The following is a 26,942-nucleotide window of genomic DNA, read 5'->3' as shown; positions in this document are numbered from 1 at the left end:
AAAAAATTCTCATTGCTTGTCAGACCATTTCTTTTATTTGAACAATTATTTATATCATCTTAAACTGATGGCGCAGATATCAAGTGAGTAATTATGGAAGTGATAATATGACAATTTTTCGTGCTTTTTCACATCAGGAAGTTATTGCAGATTTACAAACTAATATTCAAGACGGTCATATTTTGACTGATGAAGCTGATTTAAAAAATATTCCTTTAACAAAAATCTCACCGATGATGATAGCGGTCTGGCTTTAGCCGTCATCGATGCACATTCGGTAAAAGATATTCAAGGTACTTTGAAGACCGCCCGCAAATTTCACATCCCAGTCGTGCCTCAAGACCAAGCCACCAGTACCGTGATTGGCTCTGATGGTATCAAAGACAGCTTTATTCTTTCCGTCGCTAGTATGAATCACATCAAAGAAATCAGTCGTGCTGATTCTCTAGCGGTCGTGGAACCTGGTGTAATCAACGGTGAACTGGATAAAGCTGCTAGAAAACAAGGCATGTTTTACGCCCCCGACCCGGCTTCAAAACCAATTTCCGGAATCGGTGGCAATATTAATACCAATGCTGGCGGGATGAGTACGGTTAAATATGGCGCCACCAAAGACAATGTTTTAGGTATCAAAGTGGTTCTAGCTGATGGCCGTGAAATCAAATTAGGCGGTCGAACATTAAAGCAAGCTTTTGGTTACAATTTAACTCAACTATTCATTGGTTCTGAAGGAACTTTAGGGATCGTCACTGAAATAACTGTTAAGCTGTTACCAATTCCACTAGGTACTTCAGTTATGGGCATCGCCTTTTTCGACAATATGACCTCATTAGCGCAAGCCGTGGCCGACATTAGAATCTCTGGCGTCTACCCAACGATGCTCGAAGCTCTCGATGCCAATACTGTCGTTGCCTTAGACAAGTACGAAGGAACTGACTATGCTAAAGATCACGGTTCAATGTTGATTTTCAAATTGGATAATGGAACTCCAGAAGCGATGGATGTCATACAAAAGCTTTTAAACGACCATCACGCGGGGCACATCACTGTGACAAGCGATGAGCAAAAACAAGCGGCACTGCAAAAATTACGTCAAGATATGCTGCCAGCTATCTTTGAAGGGACGAATCATATCATGGAAGATATGGCCGTTCCCCTATCACAACTTGCACCATTGATGGATTATATCCAAGAATTGAGTCAGGAATATAATCTCAAAATCTACACGGCGGGACACGCTGGCGATGGCAACGTTCATCCTTCGATTGTTTGGTCAACTTCAATTACCGAAGTTCCCGAACCTGTTATCACCGTCCTCAAAAAAATGTTTCAAAAAACGCTGGAATTAGGCGGGACAATTTCTGGAGAACATGCCGTTGGGATGTTAAAGAATCAGTGGAACTATGCCGAATTAGGCGGCGATGTCGATCAGCTGCAACACCAAATCAAGGATTTATTCGACCCGTTGAATCTTTTGAATCCCAAACGCAAGATCGATTAAAAAAAACAGTGGCTAGACAAAAGTCGAATTTTAAACCAATATGCTGTACATTTACTCAAACTGAAACTAAAATACGCTCTAATTACTTTTTAAAAAGGAGGTAATATCATGCCATTTTATAAATATCACATGCAAACCAAATTCAATGATATCTTCAATGATAATAAGACCGACCTGCACAGTCTTGATGATGTAGCAAGATATTTGGGCGAAGATGTTGCCAAAGTTGAAAAAATTGTTTCCGAAAGAGCTTCTTTTACTAAAGAACAGGCGTTGCAATTAGCTGACAAGTTCGGTTATGTGCCAGGCTTTTTCTTGGGAGTCGATATGCCCGGCGACTGGGTCGACGCCCAAGATATGCCCGCTTTTGAGCGGTTTATGGGTAATGAAAAACGACGAGTTCCGATTGAGCGATCCGATTTATCCTTTATTGAACAAGAAAATCTGATCACTCGATCCGCCGAATTGTATTTTAAACAACTAGCTCAGGACAAATATCCAGGCTAAAAAAACTAGGGCTTTCTGAACATTGATATCAGTTCAAAGAGCTCTAGTTTTTTTATTGTGTCGACAAAAGATTCGATGTTTGATACTCAAAAATAACTATTGGTTCAAATACTTTTTTTGAATTATTTTTCGACAGATAAGTTACAATCAAGTTGTTAAATAAGTCATAGTCTTGAAGAAGGCGAAATCAATGCACAGAACACGTCGGAATAAGAATTTAAAAAGCTTATTGATTGCAATCCTGATATTTTTACTATTGGGAATACCTTCATATATTTGGACAAAGAAAAATGTCAGTGCCTTGTCGGGGCGTTATAACGCAGTCATGACGCCAATTATAATGATTCCAGGAAGCGATTCTAATGCTAGCCGTCTCGATGGTTTGATCAAAGCAGTCGATCAAAAGTATGGTGAAAATCACAGTGTTTTAAAAATCACTGTTAAGACCAACAATCAGGTTACGTACAGTGGCAGCATTCGTAGTCACGACCAACATCCCTTCATCGTAGTTGGCTTTCAAAATAGTGGTGATGGCTTCAGCAATATCAAAAAACAAGTCGTCTGGTTCAACATTGCTTTCAACGAATTAAGGAAGAAATATCAATTTCATAGTTTCGACGCTTTCGGCCATTCAAATGGTGCTTTGATCTGGACTTATTTTCTCGAAGATTACTTTGATGAGACAGGCCTGCAAATCAACCATTTGATGACTATTGGTGCTCCGTTCAATTTTGAGGAAACTAACCCTGATAATCATACTGAAATGCTCAATCAACTGATCAAGGGACGCCAAAACCTGCCAAGCAATATGAGTTACTACTCCGTTGCCGGTACAAAGCAATACTTCGACGATGGAATCGTTCCTTTGAGCAGCGTTGATTCTGGTAAATATATCTACCAAAATCAAGTCAAACTGTACACACTGATCACTTTGACTGGCTCTAACGCTGAACATTCAGACATGTTGACCAACCCCCAATTTATTACCTTGTTTCATCAGTTTATCGTCCAAGAAAATTCCAATCGAAAAATAATTGACTCACAAAACAATCGACCTTAAAAAAAATACGCCGATTCTGCGATTAGAATTCGAGCGTATCTTCAGTCATAAAAAATTGGTTATTTACAATTCTTCTTTAAAAAAATTCTCTAAAAATTTGGCTAAACCATCATTAATATTTGTATCAGTTCCAAAATTGGCAATTTCTTTAACCTCTGGTAACGCATTTCCCATTGCCACCGAATACTTGGCTTGCTTCATCATTCCAACATCATTCAAGCCGTCACCGAAAACAAAAGTATGGTCAGAATCAATTCCATTTTCTAGTTGAATTCGTTTCACAGCCGAACCTTTATCGGTTCTCAAAGGGATCATTTCAAGATTATCCACACTCGAGGAGGAAACACGTAAGAGTTTACTTGCTAGCAGTTTTTCCTTGACATCAGCTAGTTCTGTTAAATCACCACGTGACAAGACGACCCCATTCGTTATTTGGTCTTCAACTTCTTGTAATTCTACCAAACTATACAACTCTCGATAACCGAAAGCTTCATCAAAGTTACCGGCATTTTGTGCAATGAAGCGAGGAATTTTCTCCGTGAAATAAGCTTTACTGGGTGTAAATAACATCATTGGTAATTGATACAGCTGCGTGGTCTCAAAAGCTTTCTCCACAGCGGCTTTACCCATTTTAACCACTTCACGTCCATTAGGGCCATCAAATACCGCCCCATTTGAAGTGATCATTTTAACATTAGAATTCAAAAGCTGTTGCGTAATCTTGGCTAATTCATACATCCGACCGGTCGAAATATAAAATGTTACCTCGTGCTGCTGTAAGCTCTCAATCGTATGTTTGGTTCGAACAGAAATATTTTTGTGATCAGCTAGCAGTGTTCCATCTAAATCCATAAACACTAAATATTTTGGCATTACTTTATTCCTCGATTTATTTTAAATAATTATCCTCTATATTGTAACAAAGTATTTGTAATCGTTTACTATTTTTGTGTTTTTTTCTTAAAATTAGGATTGGAAAAAGTTAGAAAAAAACTTATAATTTAAAAGGCAATATCCAAAGGGAGTACCTCGATGAAAATACACGATTTTAATAAAATTGCTCTGCTGTCGCAAATGAACGCTTTGGCTGGCTTAGAACACATTGGCAATGGTGAAAATAAAGCGATTGACAATTACTTTCAGATTTTTAAAGCTTGGCTTCAAAATAATCAAATATTGACCAAACTCAATCAGTATTCAAAAAAGGATATCACACTAGAACACGTTTCAACTAATGACTTCTTAGTTTGGCTCCTGCATTACGGTGATGTTTATGACAATTTGTTACGACAATGCTTGAAAAATGATCCTTTGCTAGACTATCACGCCGCCGCAAGGACTTTTTATCATCTGCGCCAATTTCATCCTAAGTTTTCATTCACCGTCGCTTTGACCTCACAATTGCCTAGAAATCAATTTCTTTCCGATAACGATTTAAATAAATTATTTTTTAACGAATCAACCCCTCAAATTTATCAGGCAATGATCGATTCATTAGAAAAGCTTGAAGATTTTGCAACTGAAAAAGATGCATAAAATTGCCTTATCGAATTTATAAATGTTTTGAAGTACCCCATAAATGTTAGATAATAATCTGACTTTTACGGGGTACTTTTTTATTAAGTTACAATTCTTAGAAAAAGTCTTACCAGAAAATTTGACCGAGACTAAAAAAATCCTTTCATGGTATCAGCTGAAATTATCTTATTTCAGTTGACGACCACAAAAGGATTATCGCAGTTAAAGTATCATAGATGTCTGCAAATTTTTTTAAACCGTTAATTCAATTTGATTGCCCTCGGGATCACAGACGACGCTTTCGTAATAGCCATCACCAGTCACCCTAGGACCACTAAGATGCTTGTAACCAGCTTTTTCAATCTTTTCAGTTAAGCTATCAACTTTTTCTTTTGAACCTAGTGAAAAGGCAATGTGCATATAACCTAACGGATAACCTTTCTCATGATGGCGGTTCAAGTCGTCACGAGTACCGACCTCCAACCTTGCTCCATCAGGAAAAGTTAAAAATCGTGATGAAAAAGTCGTCACTGGATTGTGATATTCATCGGAAGCTTGAGCTTGAAAAAACTCTTGATAAAATTCAACTGTTTTTTCCAAGTCTCTAACAAAAAGCCCAACATGTTCAATTCGCATCAAATCCCTCTAATCTAATCTTCGATATTTGAATTTATTTGTGTAACTCACCTTTTGACCTGCTAAAAGAATCGTGTTCCCGAAGTCGTCGTGATTGATTGCATCTGGCAACGTCATCAACTCCATGGCGATCGAACTAAAATCATGTCCACTATCATTTTGCGCAGTCGGACTGGCAGTGAAGATGACCAAACCGTTACGATCAGTATAAAAGTCGATTGCCCGCTGATCATCTTTCAAAGTAGCGGCCTTATCATGAACTAGATAAACATTATCAAATTCATCTTTATCCAGCGGCTTGAGCTGCTTTAGACCCTGACCGATTTTTTTGAAGTGCTTAAAGTCATAAGCATTCGTGGCTGACAAGATTTTTCCGGTTGGCAATTTATGCTCATCCATATCCAAAAAGCGTTTGGAATTGATTTGCAATTGCTGTTGCTTAATACTTTCTGCCCCGAGGTTGAAGTAAACGTGACAGCTAGGATTAAACAAAGTGTCATGATCTGTTTGACCACGATAAGTGATAGTGACTTCATCGTCATCGTTCAGGCTATATTGGACTTCAACTTTCAAAGTTCCAGGAAAGTCATCTTCATCTTTGACAGTGTGCGAAAAAGTCACCGAATTATCGGAATTTACTTTTGCATCAAACAGCTGCATTTGTAATCCTTGATCACCACTGTGGATAATATTGGCTCCGTCATTAGGCGTTAACTGATAATCAGTTCCATTGATATTAAACTGTGCTTGACCGATTCGACCAGCTACTCGACCGATCGTTTTACCGACCTCGTAGGGTGTTTGAATATAATCATTTAAATCTGTGAACTTTTCGATCAAAGAACGTTTTTGACCAGCTTCAGTCACTTCAAAGTCTTGCCAAGTAGCAGCAAAATTTAAGAGACTGATGCTCGTCTGGTTTTTATTTGTTAGCTTGTAGAGATAAACAGGTTGTCCTGCAATTTCCCCAAAAATTGTTTTTGCGACTACTATTTTGACTCTACCCCAGCTTTCTCAAGCAGATCCATATCCATAGCCCGCTTGATATTAGTTAATGTAACTTCAGAAGTATCTTTGAAATTCAAATCAGCTTCGTTCAAAATTCTTGGATCACCGATCCCCAAAGAGATAGCGCCAGAACCATTGATAGATTTGACACCAGCTGAAGCGTCTTCCACTCCGATACACTCTTCTGGCTTCAAGTTCAAAACTTCTGCAGCCCGAGTGTAGATCTCTGGATCTGGTTTACCATGTTTCAAAGTAGCTGGATCGACTTTTGCATCAAAGTACTTGGCTAAATCTAGTTTCTCCAAGACCATTGGTGAATTCTTTGAAGATGATGCTAAAGAGATCAAGTAGTGATGATCCGATAAATCCTTAATGAAATCTTCCATACCAGGTAGAATCTCTGATTTATCTAAGTGGTCCAGTAATTTCAAATAGTTATCGTTCTTCTCTTTGGCAAAAGCTTCTTTCTGTTCCTCAGTATATTCATTTTCTTTATTGCCATACTTTAAAATTAAGTTAAGAGAATTCATCCGGCCAACACCCTTTAAGTTGTTAGCCAATTCATCGCTCCAAGTGACTCCGAGCTTATCAGCCAATTGATGCCAAGCAATCGAATGATAAGCAGAAGTATTCGCGATGACACCATCAAGGTCAAACAAGAATCCCTTAATTTGTTCAAATTTAGTCATGTTTAGTAAGCTCCCTTTGATAAAAAAGTGTCTGAATCCAATCTTCAGACACTTCGAATTTTTACAATTATTTTAACAGTTGCGATTCATCAAAAACTTTAATTTCTAGTGGTTCTCCAGAAATAAGTTTGAAATGTGGTCCAGCATTATCGACTTCGATCTCAATTACACGACCTCTAAAGACTTGTCTAAATGAGTAACTGTTCCATTTCTTTGGCAAGAATGGTTTATAGCTTAAGGAGCCATCGTCATGCACTCTCATGCCGGCGAAACCTTGAACCATTGCTAGCCAACCACCAGTCATCGAAGTGATATGCAAACCGTCAGCAGTGTCATTATTATAATTGTCTAAGTCTAGTCTAGCGGTTCTCTCATATAAAGCAACCGCTTTCTCTTCATAATGTAAATCAGCTGCCAAAACGGAGTGAATTGCAGGTGAAAGACTTGACTCATGAACTGTTAATGGTTCGTAGAAATCAAAATTACGTTTCTTTTCACGCTCTGAGAAATCATCGATGAAGTCCCAAATTCCTTGAAGAACATCACCTTGCTTGATGTATGGAGAACGCAAGATTTTATCCCATGACCAATGCTGGTTGATTGGCAATTGATCCTTTGGAATAGCACTAACTGGTTGAATATCCTTGTCCAAGAAACCATCATGTTGAACAAAGATTCCCAAGTCTTCATCGTATGGTAAGTACATTTTGTCGACAATATCTTGCCAGTGTTTCTTTTCAGTATCAGAAACAGCCAATTTCTTTGATTGATCAGCTGAAACTTCATCCAAAGTCTGCAAGGTATATTTCAAAGTCCATTTGGCTAAGAAATTAGTGTACCAATTATTATCAACGTTATTTTCATACTCATCTGGACCCGTAACGCCATGAATCATGTATTGACCGTTACGTTGACTGAAGTGAACTCGATCTGCCCAGAAACGAGAGATTTCCGTTAAGATCTTGCTACCTTCATTCAAGACAAAGGACTTGTCGCCTGTATAACGGGTGTAATTATAAATTGCGAACGCTATATCGCCATTACGGTGGATCTCTTCAAAAGTGATTTCCCATTCGTTATGGCACTCGATACCATTAAACGTTACCATTGGGAATAATGCCCCTTTAAGACCTTGTTGTTGAGCATTGACGTAGGCACCATCAAGTTGATTGTAACGATACATCAATAAGTTTCTTGCAACTTCTGGCTTAGAAACTCCTAAGTATACTGGTATACAAAATGCCTCAGTATCCCAATATGTTGCCCCACCATATTTTTCACCGGTAAAGCCTTTAGGTCCGATATTTAATCGTGAATCATCACCAGAATAAGTTGTAAAGAGACCAAAGAGATTGAAACGCATACCTTGTTGGGCATCAACATCACCGTCGATCTTAATATCAGACTGATTCCAACGCTCTGCCCATACATTTTCGTGGGCTGCATAGAGATCTTCATAAGAAGTTCGACTGATTTTAGCTGATGTACCTTCTAAAGCATCAAGCATATCATCGACAACTTTGTAATCACGAGAAGTTAAGACAACTACCCGCTTCTCAATCGTGCCTATTTCTGCAGGTTTCAACACTTTCTCAAAAGTCTTACTTGTTTCAAAATCAGCTACATTATAGTCACTTTCGGATAAATTGGTTACATATCCGACTTGCATTCCTGAAGTAAATCTTGGTGTACCAAAATTATTTTCCTTGGTTTCTGCCACCAAGGTGTTTTCATTGATATTTAAAACATTCCAGAAATGTTCATCATAATTAGCATCTTCATTCTTAACATTGGCATCAAGAGATGAAGTAACTTTAACATCAATATTAGAATCGGATAAGTTTTCAAAGGTTACCTTTTGAACTGATAATTCTTTTTGGGCACCACTGAGAAATCTTACGAAAGTGAATTTTACCTTCTTGCCGTTCTTTTCAACAATGAATGAACGATTCAAGGTGGCATCCTTCATATTCAAATCAAGGGTAAAATCGGTAATCTCGTCGGTATAAAGATCAAGCTTTGATCCATCGATCAAGAAATTCATTTTAATGAAGTTAACTGCGTTAATAACCTTTCCGAAGTACTTTGGATAGCCATTTTTCCACCAACCGACACGAGTCTTGTCAGGGTACCAAATTCCGGCTAAATAAATTCCAGGTAAACTGTCACCCGAATAATCTTCTTCAAAATTACCACGCATCCCCATGTAACCATTTCCTAAGCTGGTCAAACTCTCTTGAAGACGTTTGTTCTCTTTGTCTAGCTTGTGAGTTACAACGTTCCAAGGATCTACTTCAAAAATCCTTTGCATTAAGTACACCTCCTATAAAAAAAGGTAACTAGGTAAAAATACCTAATTACCCTTCAAAATCTTTAAAGAATCGTTTCTTCAGTATCTTTGTCAAAATAGTGAGCTTTTGTCATTTCAAAAGCCATTTGAACTTCGTCACCAGGTTTATGATGATCACGTGAATCGACTTTGGCAATAAAGTCGGTTCCGCCTAGGTTAGAATAAAGAATCGATTCCGCACCTAACAATTCAGAAACTTGGATTTTAGCATTAATTAAAGCATCAGGGAAAGTTTGAATAGCAACTTCTTCGGCATGGACGTCTTCAGGACGAATACCAAAGGTAAGTTCCTTGCCAACATAGCCTTTCTTTTCAAGAACCTTATATTGGCCTTCAGGTACTGCAATATTTAGACCTTGATCATTAACAATCTTGCCGTCTTCAAGTTTAACGTCAAAGAAGTTAGTAGCAGGTGAACCAATGAATCCAGCTACGAATTTGTTAGCGGGTTTACTATATAGTTCAGATGGAGTACCTACTTGTTGAATCTTACCATCACTCATGATAACGATTCGGTCGGCCATTGTCATAGCTTCGACTTGATCGTGAGTAACATAGATGAAGTTACGTCCCAAGCGTTGGTGCAATTGAGCAATTTCTGTACGCATTTGTACTCTCAACTTAGCATCCAAGTTTGACAATGGTTCATCAAGCAAGAACAAGTTTGCATCACGAACGATGGCACGTCCTAAAGCAACACGCTGTCTTTGACCACCTGATAGAGCAGCTGGCTTACGTTGAAGATAAGGTGTTAGACCCAAGATCTCGGCTGCATTTTCAACACGTTTCTTAGTATCTTCCTTATCATTCTTACGAATATTCAATCCGAAAGCCATGTTATCGAATACGCTCATATGTGGATACAAAGCATAGTTTTGGAAAACCATCGCAATATCACGATCTTTAGGAGAAACATCGTTCATGACTTTGTCATCCATCTTAAAGTCACCTTTTGTGATGTCTTCCAAACCAGCTATCATACGCAATGTGGTGGATTTACCACATCCGGAAGGTCCAACAAAGACAATAAATTCACCATCTTTAATGTCCAGGTTAAAGTCACTAACCGAATAGTCAGTATTACCTTGATAGCGTTTGTAAATGTGTTCCAAATTAATTTTTACCATTTTTAACGCTCCTTAAAAATTTTCGACTTTCAGCTAACAAATAAGTTTAATCTTACTAATCTAGATGTGTCCACCACACCCATAGTCAATCCTTTTTGGCTACTTGACCACCAAGCAATCTATAAGAGACGTACGTTGGAAGCGATACGCTACAGATAACGCTTAGAAAAGCCAATTGCAAAACGAAATTCATTAAGATCAAGATTAAAAATACTATTACTGAGATAATTATTGGTAAAGGTTTTTCGACGAATAGAGTCAAGATGTTGGAAAATTTATTAGTTGCTAATTGAAATCCCGTCGCTACTAACAGCATGAAAAATACGAATGTAAAGATCAAAACTGCCATATGCCACTGTGGATTACCAATCGTCAACTTATTCAACACGATGAACAAGACTGCGCCTAAACCTAATCCAAAATTTATTAGATAGTTTTTTTGTAAAGCAAACCATTTTATAAAAAAGTATTTGAAAAAGCTAACACTTCCATTAGTTTGCCAATCTTGGACGGCCGCATAACTAGCAACCAATCCGGGAATTGTGAAAACTGAGATCATCAACCACAGAATCACTAACAAAATACTGTACGTAATCGAGAAATTTAGATTCGACATCACGATTGCGGTCAAAATAACCGAAAAGTTTAATAGGAAGAAAGAGAAATTAATGCTAATGAGTGACATTAACCAATTCCCACTGGCAATCAGTTTCTGTCCATTTTTTGATTTTAAATTGATCACAACGGTTCGTCCTTTCTATTTTTCTACTTAACAGCACCATCAGTAACACCTTTGATAATCCATTTTTGAGCAAATAGATAAAAGATGATTACAGGGATGATGGAAAGTGTGATACCAGCCAAAGCTAGATGCCATTGCTTAGTATATTCACCGAAGAAATTGAACATTTGAAGAGGAATTGTGTATTGCGCCTGTGGTAAAACAAGTGATGGCAATAAGTAGTCATTCCAGATCGCAATGATGTTCAAAATAGCAACTGTAACTGTAATTGGTGAAAGCATTGGGAAGATAACTTTTGAGAAAATCTGCCAACGACTTGCTCCTTCAATTTCAGCTGATTCATCCATCGCAATAGGAATACTTGATAAAGTACCTTGGTATAAGAAGACCGACAAACTGGCATCAAAGCCCAGATACATGATTACCAAGCCCCACATGTTCAAGAAGTGTACAGCACCAAAGTTAGCAGTCAAAGGAATCATAACTGATTGGAATGGAATCAACATAGCTGAGATAAAGAGCATTAGGATTCCGCCACTCAACTTGCTGTGATTTCTTTGTAATGCATATGCAGCCATTGATGAACAAAGAATGATCAACAATACACTGCAGACAGTGATAATGAATGAATTCGTTAATGAACCAATAAAGTTCAAGGCTTTAAACGAGTTCACGTAGTTATCGCCTGTACTTGGGTGTGGGAACGAAAGAACAGATGCGAAGATCCCTTTTGGTGTTTTGAATGAATTAGTAACGATCAAGTAAAATGGGAACAACCAGAGAATTCCTAGTAAAGCTCCGAGAATACCTAATCCAACTCTACCTTTTTTATTCATTAGAGATCCTCCTCTCTCTTACGGTTGTAGGCTACTTGCAATAGTGAAATAGCAGCAACAATGATGAAGAAGATAATAGCTTTAGCTTCTGATAAAGCAAAGTTACCAGAGTTATAAGCGGTATTAACAATATCCATAGCTAACATTTGTGTTGAATTGTATGGACCACCATTTGTCAATGACAAGTTTTGATCGTAAATCTTGAACCCATTTGATAGAGTCAAGAACATGCAAACTGTGAATGCTGGAGCAATCATTGGGAACGTGATCTTTGTGAAACGTTGCCAAGCTGAAGCTCCGTCAATCTTTGCGGCTTCAATGATTTCATTAGGAATATTTTGTAGATAGGCGATATAAATGATCATGATGTAACCACTCATTTGCCATACCGTAACAATAACTAATCCCCAAAAACCAGTTGTTTCATTGGTCAACCAGTTTTGAAGCCAATTCATATGCAAGGCATCACCTAATGCTTGGAAGCCTTGTGTGAAGATAAATTGCCAAATGAAACCTAAGATCAAACCACCGATCATATTTGGCATGAAGAAAATGGTACGTAAGAAATTATTTCCCTTAAACTTTTGTGTAACTAATAATGCTAGTCCCAAGCCTATTACGTTAAGCATGATAACAGTGACAATAACAAACCCCACTGTAAACCAAAAGGCGTTAATAAACGCCTTATCTTGGAATAATGTTATGTAATTTTGAAATCCTACTACTTTGGTGAATCTCAAACCGTCCCAATCAGTAAATGAATAGAATAAACCTTCAAGAACGGGAATAAATACAACCAAAGCTAACGCAACGAGGGTTGGTGTTAAAAATAACCAGAATGAAAGACTTTTGTTTTTCATATTCATTGCCCTCTTTTGTTAAATCTAATTACTTGATGATTTTTGTTGCTTTGCCCAACCATCTTTCATATTTTGAACTGTCTTATCCCAGCTTTGTTTGCCTGATAAGTACTTTTGTAGATTTGGTTGTGCAACGTCTGGATCCCATGAAGTACCAGTGTATCCTGGGAATGCCCAGCCAGTTGTCTTGTGTTCTTGTGAGTACTTGAATACTACTGATGTCAATGGATCTTTCATCTTGTAGTTGTCGTAACCCTTGTATGCAGGAACAAAGTGCAATGTATTAACAACATCTTTCTTACCAGCTTTAGATGTGTATAGCCAATCTAGGAAGTTCTTAGCAGCTTTTTGTTCTGCTTCTGACTTTTGACTATTAACAGCCCAATATAGTGATGTACCAACTGGTAATTTGCCTTCTTCACCAGGTACAGGAATTGGAATCATACCAATATCGTTCTTAGCAAAGTTCTTATCAATACCTTCAACTGTTGGGTAAATCCAGTCACCTTGTTGAATCATAGCTGTCTTACCTTGTGAGAAGTATTGGTTAACTTGTGCTGAGTAATCCATTTGCATAACTGGCTTGATTGAGTAATCTTTTTGAAGATCAAGCATTGTCTTCATATCAGCATTCTTTGAAAATGCCATTGTCTTTGACTTGTAAAGCTTTTGAGCATTACCGTTGTAGTCTTGAGCTACATAAAGGTTTAGCAAGTGGTCAGACATAATCCAAGCTTCCTTACCAGGAAGTGCAAATACACCTTTAATACCTAATTGATCCTTTTGAGCATCCAATTGTTTAACAGCTGCTTCCAACTTGTCAACTGTTGTCAAACTTTCTGGATCGATTCCAGCCTTTTCAAAGACTTTCTTGTTGTAAACAAATCCATAACCCTCAACGTTGAATGGTAGTCCAACGGTCTTACCTTGGTCGTTCTTAACAGCATCCAATGTTCCTGGTTGTGCTGCCTTTGCGGCTTTCGTGTCTGATAAATCAGCTTCGTGAGCCTTAAATTGCTTTACATCAGCTGGACCAGCCAAACTGAAGATTGTTGGTGCGTTACCAGATGAAATTCTGGTCTTCAAAACTGGATCGTATTGAGTACCACCACCGATTGATGTAACTTCAATCTTTACATTTGGATGGCTCTTTTCGTACTCTTTAGCAATTTGTTTAAATTGCTTATTATTTTCAACCTTTCCTTGAAGAATTGTAATCTTGACATCCTTACCTGAGGATGAGCTGTTACTGCAGGCTGCCAACATAAATGCTGCACCGGCTGCCAAAGCAATAACTCCCACGCGTTTTCCAAAACGCTTCCAGAAGTTCTTCTTCATTACCAAAGCCCCCTAATAAAAATAATATTTCTTTATTACGATTTCCATTATGTTTCTAAAACCGACTGTTTGCAACCGCTTTCTTGATGTTACCGATAACAGCTTTGCTTTTGATCAAAAAATGGACAAAAAAATTGGTCAATTCTAAATTGAATCGACCAATTTTTATTATTTTATTCAATTGCCCCTTGTATCACGATTGGATCGTAGTCCAAATGAACTATACCATTTGTGACGTCAATCAAGGAACTGTTCAACATATTTGTATAACTGCCACTTGGCAACTCGACTGATATATCATTTGACATGCCCTTCAAGGTAAACAAACCGATTCGATAAATGTTGCCTAATCGATAAGTTACTTTGACAGTGTCATTTTCTAGAGCTTCGACTTGATATTTACCACTGACTTCAATGTCGCTTTGGCTCAATTGATGCATCCGTAAGATCAGGGAGCTTAGATTCATCTTGGCACTATCCCAATCCAACTTATCAGAATCAAATAAGCTTGGTGTATGTTTAAAGCCATATTCTTGTCCAGCATAAACTAGAGTTGAACCTTGTTGGAATTCGGAAAAAGCAGTCCAATTGTACATGTCATTTTCATTAATAAACATGCTGTGGGCCCGTGGTTGATCATGATTCTCCAAATTACGCATCTTAATATAGTTGCTTGGATAAATCTTAACTTGATTATTCAAGGCATCAACATATTGTTGCAAAGGTATATCGCCTTTGACGTATGAACGCCAAATTTGGTCAATATCATAGTCATAGGTCATATCAAAGGCACTGTATAGTTCTTCATCGGAAGAAACGTGGAAACCTTTCTCACCTAAGGCCTTGATATAGTCTTTACTTGTAGATTCAGCTAACCAGACTGTCTTAGGGTTCACCTTGCAGACTTCTTTTCTAGCTTCTTTCCAAAATTCAATTGGAACTTGTGGCGCAACATCGCATCTAAAACCATCGACGATTTTAGCATAACGCTTCAACGTCTCGATTTGATAATTCCACAAAGCCCGGTGTGAATAGTCTAATTCGGCAACGTCGGTCCAGTCTTCATTCTTGTTATAAAGATTGCCATCTTTGTCATGTAAGAACCATTCTGGATGAACTTGTAAAAGAACTGAATCACGAGAAGTATGATTATAAACGATATCTAGCATCACTTTCATCCCATGGTCATGGATCGATTTAACGATTTTTTGGAAGTCTTGCCAAGTACCAAGTTGAGGATCGATGGCCCGATAATCTTTAATGGAATAAGGTGAGCCTAACTTACCTTTTCGATCTTTTTTACCGATTGGGAAAATTGGCATGAGCCAAATATAGTCGGTTCCCAATTGCTTGATCCTATCCAAATCTGGCTCAAGTGCCATCAAAGTTCCTTTTTTGGTATGATTTCTTACGAAAATACAGTATATTTGCGTTTTTCTGAGTTTTATATCCGTCTGACTAGCCATTGTAACACCCCACTATTTTTTTGATTCTAAAACACAACAACCCCAAGGTTCTAATTCAAGCGTTTCATTGACATGTTTAACCGCAGAATTAGTTAATACTTTTTTCCAAACTGCTTTAGGCAGTTTGAATTGCTTCTTTTGATCAGAAAAGTTGGCTACTACGATACCTTTTGTATTTGTTGTCTCCATTAGGTAGGCATATACTTGCGGATCGGTGAGCAACAATTCATATTGACCATTAGTAAAGCAACGATGTTTTTTCAACTTCAAAACTTGCTGATAGTAATTCAAAATGCTATCGGGCTGATTTTTTTCTTGATGAACGTTATTTTCATCAGTTAGTGCCCAATTCCATGGCTGTACATTGGAGAAACCATGATATTTGGTAGCATTCCATTGCATTGGTCCACGGGCAGTCATTTCATCCTGTCCATTCAAATAGTGCAATATTTCTTCATCTTTATATGACTTTTGGCGGAGACTCTTGATCAAATCTTCTGCTCTTTGATCTTGAAAATCGTCAACTTTAGCAAATTTCAGCCCGTGCATGCCAATTTCTTCCCCGTAGTAAATAACTGGTATACCCCGTTGTAAGAACAATAATGTCGCTAACATTTTAGTGACTCGTTCATTTTCAATCGGCAGGTTCAAACGATCTAGCACTCGACTGATATCATGATTTCCCCAAGTCAAAGTTGGTAAACTGACATCGTTCAAGATACTTTCCCATTCAACATAGGTTTGCTTCAACGAATCTAACGACAACTTCCGATCTTGGAAGAATCTAGGAATGTCAGGATTACTATCATCAAAGACTTCCCCATAATTATCGGAGTTGACCACTACATCGCAAACATTGCCATCTTTTCGAGTATACTCTGCCGCATCTCTAGCCTTGGCAGAAGAAGCTTCCCCGAACAAAAAGACATCAGATTTGTATTGTTTCAATTCTTTCACAAAACCGCTCATATAATCCTTAACGGCTGGCAACTTGGCATAAAAAGTATCATCAATTGGAAACTTTTCGTTAGCGATCAAAGAATTTTGTGCAAAATTGGCTTTGGCGATATGGATGAAAGCATCGAGTCTGAATCCATCTACACCTTTGTCGATCCAAAATTTAGCAATATCGGCAATCGACTTTTGAACTTCGGGATTTTTCCAGTTCAAGTCAGGCATCTTTTTGTCAAACAAGTGAAAAAAATACTCATGAGAATTGTTAGGATTTTGTTCCCAAACACTGCCTCCAAAAAATGAACCCCAATTATTAGGCTCATGACCAGCGACTGCATCATGCCAAATGTAATAATCCTTAAAGATACTATGAGCGTCATTGATAGCATCTTTAAACCAAGGATGTTGATCAGATGTATGATTGATCGGTAAGTCCAAAATGATATGCAGACCTAATTTATGAGCTTTTGACACCAGCTCTGAAAAATCGGTCGTATCCCCTAATATAGGATCAATCGCAAAATAGTTAGAAACGTCATAACCATTATCTATCTGTGGAGATACGAAGATTGGATTAAGCCAAATTGCATTGAATCCCATATCTTTGATGTACTTTAAATGTTTTGTAACCCCAGGCAAGTCCCCGATACCATCATCATTGGTATCTTGAAAACTTTTGGGGTAAATTTGGTAAATAATTGCTTGATCATACCAATTCACAACAAGTTGCCCCCTTTGTGTAAACCCTTACAGTCCAGTATAAAAAAGTAAGCCTCACCTAAGCAAGGCTATATTGTATGTTATCGGTAACAGTTTATTTTCGTAAAGTACCGCCCAAACTGATTTTAGGTTCAAAGACGAGCGAACCTTGACTGGCGTTGGAGTTGATCTTATCCAGCAGATTTTCACCACAAGCACTGCCCATTTCGATAATCGACTGTTTGATTGTCGTAATTTTAGGCGAGGCGACTTGATTTAGAAAAACTCCGTCAAATCCAGTCACTCCGAATTCTTCAGGAATTTTCCCGCCGCAACGGACGACACCACGTTCAATTCCGATTGCTAACCGATCAGAGGCGCAGATAAAAGCTGTGTTCTCGGTAATATTGTCCCAATTCTGTTCGACAAATTCCTCTGCCAAATGACTGTGATTACCAAAACGATGCAATTCAGGCATCATTCGCTTTTCTTGAACTTGCTGCAAATAACCGGCTTCACGAGAATATTCAAAGGATTCCTTCGAATCGATTCCGATATAGATCAGACGATCATAACCTTTTTCCAAGGCGAGTTGGGCCAACTTGTAAGCACCTGCTTTATTGTTGGTATCAACATAATCAAAACCATAACGATTTTCGCCAAACATAATCACTGGCTTCTGCAACTTCTTGATCCAATCAACATCCTTTTCACGCATACCGGTGATAATATAACCATCGCAATTACCAATATCAAAGTTACGTCTTGTGACTAGCTGCAACGAGTACTGGTGTAGATCTAAAGTTTTGGCTATACCAATCATCAAGTTCATATAGTACGGCTCGGTTGTATCGATATCTTCCAAAATGCAAAGCTTGATAATCCGAGTACTTTTATTTACCAAAGCCTTTGCTATCATGTTGGGGTGATAGTCTAACTCGCGCATTGCTTGATAGACCATCTGCTTCAATTCATCAGTGACTTTTTCCGGATGATTAATTACCCGTGAAACAGTCATTTTTGAAACATTCGCCCTTTTTGCCACATCAACTAAAGTCGTCATGTTTTTCCCCCTCCATAAGTCACAATATAATTATACCAATATTAACCGATTTCAAAACATATAAATTACTTCATATTCTCAAGACGAAATGCCTACATAAATTATTTGATTATTCCCTAGAAATATAACAGTATTGGATAAAATTTCTAGGAGGTGTCAGATATGTTTTTTTATTTGCTAGCAACAGCGGTTTTTATGATTCAATGTTTCCTAATGTTACTCATCTATTTTAACGAACAAAAACCTTCAAAAAATAAACTAAAGAACTCCAACTCGCAGAATATTCCAACTGATGAATTCTTTTATTTCATCCTTGTCCCCTGCTTGAATGAAGGAAAAGTTATTCAGAATACCCTTAAAAATTTAAGCAATCTACCTGGCAGAAAACAAATTATTGCCATCGATGACGATTCTGATGACGATACTTTGGAACAGATTCAAGCTTTGGGTAATTCAATAGCTATTATTCAGCGTCAGAAACCAAACGCCAGAACCGGCAAAGGGGATGTTTTAAACGCAGCCATGCCTTTTGTCACCAATTATATTCAAGAACAGCAACTTGATCCCAACAAATGTATCGTTGGTGTAATTGATGCAGATGGTGTTTTAAGCCCTAATAGTTTCGACAAATTAAATGAAGCTTTTTTGGATAATACCACCGATGCTGTTCAATTGAGAGTCAAAATGAAGTCGCCACGAAGAGTCTTGCAAACGTTCCAAGATATCGAATTTTTTATTATCAATCATCTAACCCAGATCCTCAGATCAAACATTGGTGCGGTTGCTCTATGTGGCAATGCTCAATTTTTCCGCTACTCCACCGTCACTGCCAAACTAGGTTACATCCCTTGGGGCAACGCTTTACTCGAAGACTATGAATTAACTTTGCAGTTAGAATTAAAAGGTCTAAAAATTCGTTATATCGGTGAGGCATACGTCTCCCAAGAAGCCTTACTAAGCGTTAAGAAGTTGATTGTTCAAAGATCTCGTTGGGCACAAGGGGGCTTGAATTGTTGGAAATACCTCAAGCGAATCGTTACTTCTAAGGAAATGTCTACACCGCAAAAACTGGATACTTACTTCTTCTTTTTCAATCCAGTTTTAAATTTCCTCGCTGATTTCAGTATTATTTATCTCACCATTACTTCGATTTTAAGCCATGACAAAAACCCTGAATTTATTGTCGTAGCGTTAATTGCTTCAGCCATCATCGGTCTATTCTTTGGAACGATTTTCTCACTGATTTACCTAAGAGAATTACGATTAACTCACAAAAATCATCTGACTATTAACAAGGCAGATGTATCATACTTAAGATTACATGCTGGCCACCTATTTTTAGCCATCGCTTTAGTATCATACGTTTACGTTATTCTCTTCTTTAGCCTGTTGATGTCGCTTTACCATCAAGTGATTGGACAAAATACTTGGGTCAAAACTAAACGAGTTTAAAAAAGCCATTCAGCTTCTGATTAAGCTGAATGGTTTTTGAGTTGTTCATAGAGTTTAATTGTTACGAACAGGACCAGGCTGACTACTAAGGATACTAATAAGGCACTTTCCAAAAAATTAGGGAAATAAATATCTTTGGGAATTTGTTGTAAAATCTTCATAAATATTGTCATATTTCATCACCTCGAAAGGATTATCTCAAGGTTGTTCTCAGAAATCAAAAAAACCGTCCAGACGTTCCGGACGGTCATTCTAGTTACGGAGTTCTGAACGGATTACTGAATCGTAGTTGTATCAGTGATTTAAGAGATATTAGTTCTTCGTGACAACACCAGTAACAACATAAGCATAAATCTGTTCTGTTTCTTCCTATTCTTAGTTGAAATATTGTTCATAAAAAATTTAACTGCAGTTATTTACAGCACTTGTCCTTCTTATCTTGTTCTCTTTGATGTATTTCATAAAATATATCAGATCTTTTTTTCATTTCCACATATACAGATATTCCCACTAATAACAATAGCCCCACTGCAAATATAACAAACAAAAGTAATACGTTACTTATCACGTCACTTGATTTTGAAACATCAATTGGTTTAATCGTAGAGTATTTTTGATACTTTATTATTTTGTATGCAGTTGGTTTGGAGGGAATATAATTAAGAAAACCTATAATTCCCAACACCAGTGCCAATCCAAGGGTTGCTAACGAAAAATAATACGAAGATATAGGACTCACAGTTAGCTTCAATTTTAATTCTTCATCAGAATAATCAATATACTTTCTTTCTTTTTGTTTGCATTTACAATGACATTCGGACATTATTGTTTCTCCCAACAAAAGATAATACGTAGCCTATACAATTAGCATATTCCTTATAAGATTCATTACAACCCCTAATAATTTATACTTAAATCAGCCTTTATATCCTGATTCATGTTGATATTTAATTGGAATGTATTGATATATTCCATTTGAAGTTAAAAGGTGTGAAGAGTTGTAAAAAAAACGTACAAATATCTAGAACACTGGGTAATTGGTTTTGAGACAGAAAAAAACTCTAACCGATGATATAACAACGATTAGGACTAACTGATTTTTGATTTTACAAAGGCTTGAAAAATCAATTAATACCAGTGATAGGGGGAGTTCCTTCCTACTATGTAGGGTTTAATACGTCAAAGGTGACCAAAGGTGTTCGATTTCAAAATCAGTTGGTTATGAGTTGAACAAATTAGATATTGCTAGTTAGCAGTTTTTTGCTAACTATTTTTTTGTCATTTTTCATAATTAATTCACTATGAGATTCAATCAAATATCTTTTGTGTAATTCCTTTCTTATAACGTCATGCTTCTTCTTGTCATCTTCTTGGATCGCAATAATAATTCCAGTAACAATTGCCAATAGTACAAGGGCAACAAAAGATGCACCCAGCAGTTGACTAATATAAAATGATGTCTCATTATTAAAAGCATGTGACCATTCCGCAGTTCTATTACCTGTACTTTTTTGAAAATAACCTGAAGTGACCGAATACATTACACCAATAGATGTTCCAAAAAATGTCATAATAGTTATAATCCCCATTGCAAAAAATTTACAAACCATTATTGAATCATTCGGTTTAAAATTGTCGTCCATGTGTTGGAGTTCTTCTTTTGCACATATTGTACAATAATATTCGAAACTATTTTTTTCATTACGTCCCCCCAATTATTGATTTCATGATTAATTATACACAAATAAAAAGATTATAATTTTCTCCGATTATTCAAACATAGATCCTGAAGTATATTCTAAAGGTAAATACTCTTCTATAGCTATCTTTGCCATTGTAATTCCATTAATAATTTTAATACCATCATTTAAAAATAAGTTTCCGATTGTCACATTATCTATTTTAGAAGAATGGAAAAAACAGCAAAAAAAGGATAATCCAAACGATGATCTAAGCAATCAATTAATCTTTATGAATCCTAAAACTAAATCCCATTTTTCTCTCGAAGTTCGGAGAAGGTGGCAACAGAAAATAAACGTGGCCATTGATTTAGATCATAACGTTACACTACATGTATTCCGTCACACACACGGTACACTTCTCCTGGACAATAATTATGATTTAACTTTCAAAGACCTTCAAAAACGTCTCGGACACAAAAACTTGCAAACAACTATCAATACCTATCTTCACTCAACAAATAAATCAGATAGTAAAATGGTAAAAGCATTGCAAAAGGTGGATAACATTTCTAATGATTTAGAGAATAATAAAAATGAATAACCGTGACAACATTGTGACAACATAGAGTTACATATCGGTACATTTTTTACACGGCATTACATACTTGAATCAAAATATTACGACAAAAAGGCCCCTATATCGTCTGATATAGAGGCTTTTTTACATACCATTACATTCTCTTACATAATGGTACATATTTAGTTACGGAGTCAACATAACTATTGCATGTACTTTTTTTATTTGATAAATATCTCTGACATCTATCGGTTACTATTATCTAGGGAAAGTGCCCGGCTGTAAATAAGAAAATCAAACTATAACTAAACCGTTAGTTTCATGTGACGGAATTGTAAGATTGACTGAAATGTGAAATACTGAAATTAATAAAAATTTTGGAAGTGATCAAGATGCAATCTGCCACTCAAATAATCTTTATAATCAATAGTTGTGTAATCGCCGTCAGTCTAATTGTTGGTGTAATCTTAGGCTCCATTGCCCTATTCAAAATTGCTAATGCTCTAAAACGTCGCAATAAGATTTTGTACCAAAACACCCGTCCTTACTTGATTTGTCAACGAAGTAACCAGCAACTGGCAATTAAAAATGTCGGTCAGGCAGCTGTAATTATCGATGAGATCTTGCCAGCTGACTTAATTTCACCTTGGAAACCTCAAAGAATTCTAGCTGAACAAGTACTTTATTTCAACTTATCAAAGGCACAACAGTTGAATTTGACCATCAAATATCATGATACGATCGACAATTATCAGGAAAATTTCTTCCTATAATAGGTTAAACACCTTACAAAAGCGTTAGCACTCCTCCCTAATTAGTTGTGATATTATTCCAATTAAGCTAGGAGGAATGGTCATGACAAAGAAAATCTGGATTGTTTTCATAACCATAATTATTTTATTAATACCCGCAGCCCTTTATGAATTATGGTATTTACCTAATTATAGTGGTGATGCATATTACACTTATATTGGAAAATCATATAAAGAAATAATTGAAAAAGATAGTTCAGGTAATGATTATCATGAATTTGATTATAAGCAAGCCGGCTATGATAAAAATGGCAATGAAAAACTATTAAAATTTGACAGCGCCTTAGGCCGCCCCATCAAGAATGATAATTTTCTAGAAGTGACTTTTAATCAAAAGCATCAACAAGTGATCTCTTGGAAGAAAGTACCTAAAGAATCGATTCCTCGCAGTCCCTTGGAAAAAATCCTCAAACAAAAATAAGTTTCATAAGGTTTTACCTTATGCATTCCTAACCAAACTACGTAAAAATACCCCTCGATTCAATTTTCTGAATCAAGGGGTATTTGAATTATTCGGTTTTATTTTTGAAAATATTCCTTCGCGTAATTGGTCACATTGGTAATATACTCTTGTCCAGCAACGTTCAATGACTCTGCATGACCTGCACCTTTTACGATCCAAAGTTTCTTAGGACCTTTAGCATAATCATAGTTTTGATAAGCATTCTTGGTTGGAACAAAAGTATCTTTTGACCCGTGGATAACGAATAATGGAACTTTACTCTTCTTCAGAGTCTCCCTGGTACTAGCTTGATAAAAGTTATAGCCGGCCAATGCATCTCCATACAAACTTGCCGTCGGTACGATTGGAAAACTTGGTAAATTAAACATTTCTTTTAGTTGGTAATCTAATTCACCGGAAATAGTTGAATAACCACAGTCTTCAATCGCAAACTTAACGTTCTTAGGCTTCTCACCTAAGGTATACATAACGGTGGCAGCACCCATACTGACACCAAATAAACCAACTTCAGACTTGGAACCAAACTTCTGATTGATCATATTGATCCATTCAGCCATATCGGTTCGATCTTTCCAGCCGTATCCGGCATATTTACCGCCACTCATCCCAAACGAACGAGTATCCGGTGCCAGTACGTTATAGCCAGCATCGTGAAACATTTTGACATACGTTCCCATATACTTACTAGCACTACCAAAACCATGAATTACAACGACGGTCTTAGCAGTTTGATGATTGGCCGGCAAATAACGTGCCTTCAATTTGACTTTATCTTTAGTCGTCTGCTCCCATATCTCTTGCTTTTGGTCAGCGAACCACAGACTATTTTTGCTCATTTTACTTTTAACTTCGCTGCTATAGCCATTCTTGCTAAAAGCATAATTAAACATATAGCCACTAGCGCCCAAATCAGCGACTAATAAGACTCCGATCGTAACGCCCAGAGCTACTTTTACAAATTTTTTCACATGCATAATAAACTACCCTATTCTTATTGATCAATGCTAAATCATCATAAGCTAAAAGGTAATTTAATTGCAACTAAAAGACTTATTGAACTTGTTCTTGAGAAAGTTTTTCATCACGTAAACGATTCTCTGTCGCATCTTTGTGGAACCAGTGGATGTGTGAATCAAAGAAAGCAATTATATCGTTCATAAAGTACATGATATAAGTTAGGAACATAACTGGACTGGCATCGCCTTGAGTAGCAGTAATTCCCCAAAGAACGATTGACATAATACCTTGAGCTGTCCAGAAATAATATTGTTCACGGAAACGTAAGGTACATAGAAGAGCACCTGTAAAGCCAATTGCTGCTGCAACAGAGTCAGTAACAGGTCTAGGACTGATAAACAAATGTGTATCCATCAAATATAGCAAGCCCCAAGCAACGAAAAAGAACACCGCTGTATTGAACCACTTTTTCGCCGTTAGACCATGAATATGTTTCTCGGCGTCTTTAGCCCATTGTGGACTGATTAAAACAGGAATATCTAATAAGATAATATAACTAAGTTGCAAAACAACATCTGAGAAGTTTTTAGCACTGATAGCAACGTAGATATAAATTAAGGCTGAAACTAAACCTAAAACACCGTTCAATGGTTTAGCATTAGTAATGGCAATCGTACAAGTAAAACCTAAACAGGCAGCTAACCAAGTCCAAATTGCGATACCAGTAATAGAATGTGCTAGTGTTGAAGCAGTAATGGCCCCCAAGCCAAACATAAGTAGCATGTAACTTCTGAAACTCCAGTGTTTCATCTGCTCTACATACCATCTTGGATCGAAAATACTCATTTGTTTCTTCTCCTCTTAAATTGAAATTGGAACATTTTCTTGTGGTATTCATATCCCAAAACAATTAATTTTATTTATCCCTCAAATTGATTTATTTCGAAATATCAATTTAATCGACATTTAAAATCATACCACCAATTTCCTCCAATTTGGTCGTGACAGATTTGAATGTAATGGTGCCATATCGAACGAAAGCGATTACTTGCCCTAGTAAACAGGAATTTATCATTCGATACAAGATATTGATTTTTTTTAAATTCCTACACAACATATTGTTATAACGAACAAAAATTGGTCCAACCGTATCGCTATAACACCAAAAGAACCCTTTCGATTCCGGAATGAAATCAAAAGAGTTCTTTTTAAAAATTATGGAAATATTTGAAGGTTCAAGAAATTGTTAAATTAAATCTTACCAACTAAATCTGCTCCAGGTTTCAAAGTGTCTTCCCCTGGATGCCAGTTAGCTGGACATACTTTATCACCATGTTTTTCAACGAATTGGGCTGCTTGCAAAGTCCGTAAAATTTCTTGAGCATTGCGTCCAATTCCCATTGCATTAACGGTGTATGACTTGATAATACCTTTAGGATCGACGATAAAGACCCCACGATAAGCTTGACCACTATCCTCATCAAGCACATTGAAGAAATCTGCTAATTGGTGTTTTTGGTCAGATAACATTGGGTATTGGATCTTACCAATCGTATCGGTCGTCTCTGCCCATGACATGTGTGCAAATTGACTGTCGACTGATACCGAATAGATCTCAGCACCGGCAGCTTGAAAATCTTGATATGAATCTTGCAGATCACTTAATTCTGTTGGACAAACGAATGAAAAATCGGCCGGATAGAAGAAAATAATCGACCACTTACCGAGCAAATCTGACTTCTTGAATTGCTTCAATTCGCCTTGTTGATATGCATCAACATTGAAATCTGGTATTTCTTTATTAATATAATTCATTTGTTAGGCCTCCCTAAGTTCTGTTTTAATTATAAATCAAACCGTCAATAATTGCCAACAGCAACAGTCTGTTTATACAGTTCCATTCTAACAAATATTTACTATTATTTTTAAAATAATACAATTTGTGCCACAATATAATTATTAACTAAAAGAGGGATTAAGAAATGACTCCAACCGAACAAATTGAGGCAATCAAGACTTTTTCTTATCAGAAAATGCACACGGACAAAACCGGACACAACTTTGACCATATTCAAAGAGTAATCAAGACAGCCAAGAAAATCTTGAAAACAGAACCTGCTGATCATTTAATAACCTTGGGAGCCGCCTACTTGCATGATGTAGCTGACGATAAATTAGTAGCTGACCCAGCGGCTTTAGAGAAAGAAATCAAACAATTTCTCCAATCAATCGGACTTTCAGAAGCACAGATCCAGGAAATAATGTATATCTCCCACAACTTATCCTTTAGCAAGTCGCTGTCTGATAATCCACCCAAGCTCTCCTTAGCTGGCCAAATCGTCCAAGATGCCGACCGTTTAGATGCCATTGGTGCAATCGGTATTATTAGAGCTATTTATTACGGTGGAGCCAATTCCGAAGTCATCTACGACCCAAAAATTTCTCCAAGAGAATCTTTTACCAAGGCCGAGTACCGTAATTTAAATAACGAGACTATTATTAATCATTTTTACGAGAAATTATTGAAATTAACTGCTATGATGAATACCCCAACAGCTAAAAGTATTGCCGAACAAAGACATCAATATATGGTCGATTTTCTTGATGAATTCAAGGCTGAATGGGACTCCGAAAAATAAATACGA

The 26,942-nt window shown here is 37.0% G+C and carries 27 protein-coding genes and 1 pseudogene; 9 read left to right on the top strand and 19 right to left on the bottom strand.

Going from position 1 to position 26,942, the window contains the following annotated elements; all coding sequences use genetic code 11:
* Positions 1-107: 107 nt before the first annotated feature.
* From ACG72T_RS02585 to ACG72T_RS02575, 3 genes and pseudogenes are all read left to right on the top strand, one after another.
* Positions 108-1,501 (top strand): annotated as a pseudogene (locus ACG72T_RS02585) (FAD-binding oxidoreductase).
* Between the two features lie 108 nt (positions 1,502-1,609).
* Positions 1,610-2,008, top strand: a complete 399-nt coding sequence (locus ACG72T_RS02580; RefSeq protein WP_395264419.1) for a hypothetical protein — start codon at positions 1,610-1,612, stop codon at positions 2,006-2,008.
* A gap of 190 nt (positions 2,009-2,198) precedes the next feature.
* Complete coding sequence (locus ACG72T_RS02575; RefSeq protein ID WP_395264417.1) at positions 2,199-3,068, top strand: alpha/beta hydrolase; 870 nt, start codon at positions 2,199-2,201, stop codon at positions 3,066-3,068.
* A 63-nt stretch (positions 3,069-3,131) separates the two neighbouring features.
* Here ACG72T_RS02575 and ACG72T_RS02570 read toward each other — a convergent pair whose 3' ends face one another.
* A complete protein-coding gene (locus ACG72T_RS02570) occupies positions 3,132-3,941 on the bottom strand; it encodes an HAD family hydrolase (protein WP_395264416.1) in 810 nt (269 codons plus the stop codon).
* Between the two features lie 159 nt (positions 3,942-4,100).
* On the opposite strand from ACG72T_RS02570, the gene ACG72T_RS02565 reads away from it, so the two are divergent.
* The gene (locus tag ACG72T_RS02565) at positions 4,101-4,604 is read left to right on the top strand and encodes a hypothetical protein (RefSeq protein ID WP_395264415.1); all 504 of its coding nucleotides are present in this window, start codon (positions 4,101-4,103) and stop codon (positions 4,602-4,604) included.
* A gap of 234 nt (positions 4,605-4,838) precedes the next feature.
* On the opposite strand, the gene ACG72T_RS02560 is transcribed toward ACG72T_RS02565, so the two are convergent.
* The 12 genes from ACG72T_RS02560 to ACG72T_RS02505 all read right to left on the bottom strand — a co-directional run bounded on the left by ACG72T_RS02560 (position 4,839) and on the right by ACG72T_RS02505 (position 18,354).
* Complete coding sequence (locus tag ACG72T_RS02560; protein ID WP_395264414.1) at positions 4,839-5,222, bottom strand: VOC family protein; 384 nt, start codon at positions 5,220-5,222, stop codon at positions 4,839-4,841.
* 9 nt (positions 5,223-5,231) lie between these two features.
* Positions 5,232-6,185, bottom strand: coding sequence for an aldose epimerase family protein (locus tag ACG72T_RS02555; RefSeq protein WP_395264481.1), 954 nt, complete (start codon positions 6,183-6,185; stop codon positions 5,232-5,234).
* 26 nt (positions 6,186-6,211) lie between these two features.
* Positions 6,212-6,919, bottom strand: a complete 708-nt coding sequence (gene pgmB / locus ACG72T_RS02550) for a beta-phosphoglucomutase (RefSeq protein WP_395264413.1) — start codon at positions 6,917-6,919, stop codon at positions 6,212-6,214.
* A gap of 67 nt (positions 6,920-6,986) precedes the next feature.
* Entirely contained in the window at positions 6,987-9,230 is a 2,244-nt protein-coding gene (locus tag ACG72T_RS02545; RefSeq protein WP_395264412.1) for a glycoside hydrolase family 65 protein, read from the bottom strand.
* Between the two features lie 62 nt (positions 9,231-9,292).
* Positions 9,293-10,396, bottom strand: coding sequence for an ABC transporter ATP-binding protein (locus tag ACG72T_RS02540; RefSeq protein ID WP_395264411.1), 1,104 nt, complete (start codon positions 10,394-10,396; stop codon positions 9,293-9,295).
* Positions 10,397-10,481: 85 nt separating this feature from the next.
* The gene (locus ACG72T_RS02535; RefSeq protein WP_395264410.1) at positions 10,482-11,138 is read right to left on the bottom strand and encodes a hypothetical protein; all 657 of its coding nucleotides are present in this window, start codon (positions 11,136-11,138) and stop codon (positions 10,482-10,484) included.
* A gap of 23 nt (positions 11,139-11,161) precedes the next feature.
* On the bottom strand, positions 11,162-11,974 hold the full coding sequence (locus tag ACG72T_RS02530; RefSeq protein WP_395264408.1) for a carbohydrate ABC transporter permease: 813 nt from the start codon (positions 11,972-11,974) through the stop codon (positions 11,162-11,164).
* Positions 11,974-12,834 (bottom strand): carbohydrate ABC transporter permease, encoded by an 861-nt coding sequence (locus ACG72T_RS02525; protein ID WP_395264407.1) that lies wholly within the window; start codon positions 12,832-12,834, stop codon positions 11,974-11,976. Before ACG72T_RS02525 ends, ACG72T_RS02530 begins: the two co-directional genes overlap by 1 nt.
* A gap of 24 nt (positions 12,835-12,858) precedes the next feature.
* Positions 12,859-14,172: an ABC transporter substrate-binding protein gene (locus ACG72T_RS02520; protein WP_395264406.1), complete on the bottom strand. Its 1,314-nt coding sequence runs from the start codon at positions 14,170-14,172 to the stop codon at positions 12,859-12,861.
* A gap of 173 nt (positions 14,173-14,345) precedes the next feature.
* On the bottom strand, positions 14,346-15,554 hold the full coding sequence (locus ACG72T_RS02515; protein ID WP_395264405.1) for an alpha-amylase family glycosyl hydrolase: 1,209 nt from the start codon (positions 15,552-15,554) through the stop codon (positions 14,346-14,348).
* Positions 15,555-15,650: 96 nt separating this feature from the next.
* Entirely contained in the window at positions 15,651-17,312 is a 1,662-nt protein-coding gene (locus ACG72T_RS02510) for an alpha-glucosidase (protein WP_395264404.1), read from the bottom strand.
* Positions 17,313-17,406: 94 nt separating this feature from the next.
* A complete protein-coding gene (locus ACG72T_RS02505) occupies positions 17,407-18,354 on the bottom strand; it encodes a LacI family DNA-binding transcriptional regulator (RefSeq protein WP_395264403.1) in 948 nt (315 codons plus the stop codon).
* Positions 18,355-18,516: 162 nt separating this feature from the next.
* On the opposite strand from ACG72T_RS02505, the gene ACG72T_RS02500 reads away from it, so the two are divergent.
* On the top strand, positions 18,517-19,806 hold the full coding sequence (locus ACG72T_RS02500) for a glycosyltransferase family 2 protein (protein ID WP_395264402.1): 1,290 nt from the start codon (positions 18,517-18,519) through the stop codon (positions 19,804-19,806).
* A gap of 20 nt (positions 19,807-19,826) precedes the next feature.
* Here the strand turns inward: ACG72T_RS02500 and ACG72T_RS02495 are convergent, their stop codons facing one another.
* From ACG72T_RS02495 to ACG72T_RS02485, 3 genes are all read right to left on the bottom strand, one after another.
* Entirely contained in the window at positions 19,827-19,979 is a 153-nt protein-coding gene (locus ACG72T_RS02495; RefSeq protein ID WP_395264401.1) for a hypothetical protein, read from the bottom strand.
* Positions 19,980-20,218: 239 nt separating this feature from the next.
* Entirely contained in the window at positions 20,219-20,629 is a 411-nt protein-coding gene (locus ACG72T_RS02490; protein ID WP_395264400.1) for a hypothetical protein, read from the bottom strand.
* Positions 20,630-21,041: 412 nt separating this feature from the next.
* Entirely contained in the window at positions 21,042-21,449 is a 408-nt protein-coding gene (locus ACG72T_RS02485) for a hypothetical protein (protein ID WP_395264399.1), read from the bottom strand.
* A gap of 109 nt (positions 21,450-21,558) precedes the next feature.
* Here ACG72T_RS02485 and ACG72T_RS02480 point away from each other — a divergent pair, with 109 nt between their 5' ends.
* From ACG72T_RS02480 to ACG72T_RS02470, 3 genes are all read left to right on the top strand, one after another.
* Complete coding sequence (locus tag ACG72T_RS02480) at positions 21,559-22,089, top strand: tyrosine-type recombinase/integrase (protein WP_395264479.1); 531 nt, start codon at positions 21,559-21,561, stop codon at positions 22,087-22,089.
* Positions 22,090-22,448: 359 nt separating this feature from the next.
* Positions 22,449-22,838: a hypothetical protein gene (locus ACG72T_RS02475; RefSeq protein ID WP_395264397.1), complete on the top strand. Its 390-nt coding sequence runs from the start codon at positions 22,449-22,451 to the stop codon at positions 22,836-22,838.
* 82 nt (positions 22,839-22,920) lie between these two features.
* Complete coding sequence (locus tag ACG72T_RS02470) at positions 22,921-23,298, top strand: YxeA family protein (protein ID WP_395264396.1); 378 nt, start codon at positions 22,921-22,923, stop codon at positions 23,296-23,298.
* A 98-nt stretch (positions 23,299-23,396) separates the two neighbouring features.
* On the opposite strand, the gene ACG72T_RS02465 is transcribed toward ACG72T_RS02470, so the two are convergent.
* The 3 genes from ACG72T_RS02465 to ACG72T_RS02455 form a co-directional block, all read right to left on the bottom strand.
* A complete protein-coding gene (locus ACG72T_RS02465; protein ID WP_395264395.1) occupies positions 23,397-24,314 on the bottom strand; it encodes an alpha/beta hydrolase in 918 nt (305 codons plus the stop codon).
* Between the two features lie 76 nt (positions 24,315-24,390).
* Positions 24,391-25,143, bottom strand: coding sequence for a nicotinamide riboside transporter PnuC (gene pnuC, locus ACG72T_RS02460; RefSeq protein WP_395264394.1), 753 nt, complete (start codon positions 25,141-25,143; stop codon positions 24,391-24,393).
* 405 nt (positions 25,144-25,548) lie between these two features.
* Positions 25,549-26,112, bottom strand: coding sequence for a peroxiredoxin (locus tag ACG72T_RS02455; protein WP_395264393.1), 564 nt, complete (start codon positions 26,110-26,112; stop codon positions 25,549-25,551).
* 167 nt (positions 26,113-26,279) lie between these two features.
* On the opposite strand from ACG72T_RS02455, the gene ACG72T_RS02450 reads away from it, so the two are divergent.
* Positions 26,280-26,936 carry an HD domain-containing protein gene (locus ACG72T_RS02450; protein ID WP_395264391.1) on the top strand — a complete coding sequence of 219 codons (657 nt, stop codon included), beginning with the start codon at positions 26,280-26,282 and terminating at the stop codon, positions 26,934-26,936.
* Positions 26,937-26,942 lie beyond the last annotated feature (6 nt).

The sequence above is a fragment of the Companilactobacillus sp. FL22-1 genome, from assembly GCF_043951805.1.
Classification (GTDB): domain Bacteria; phylum Bacillota; class Bacilli; order Lactobacillales; family Lactobacillaceae; genus Companilactobacillus.
The sequence above is the reverse complement of the archived record's forward strand: the minus strand, read 5'-3'. Positions and strand labels throughout refer to the sequence as shown.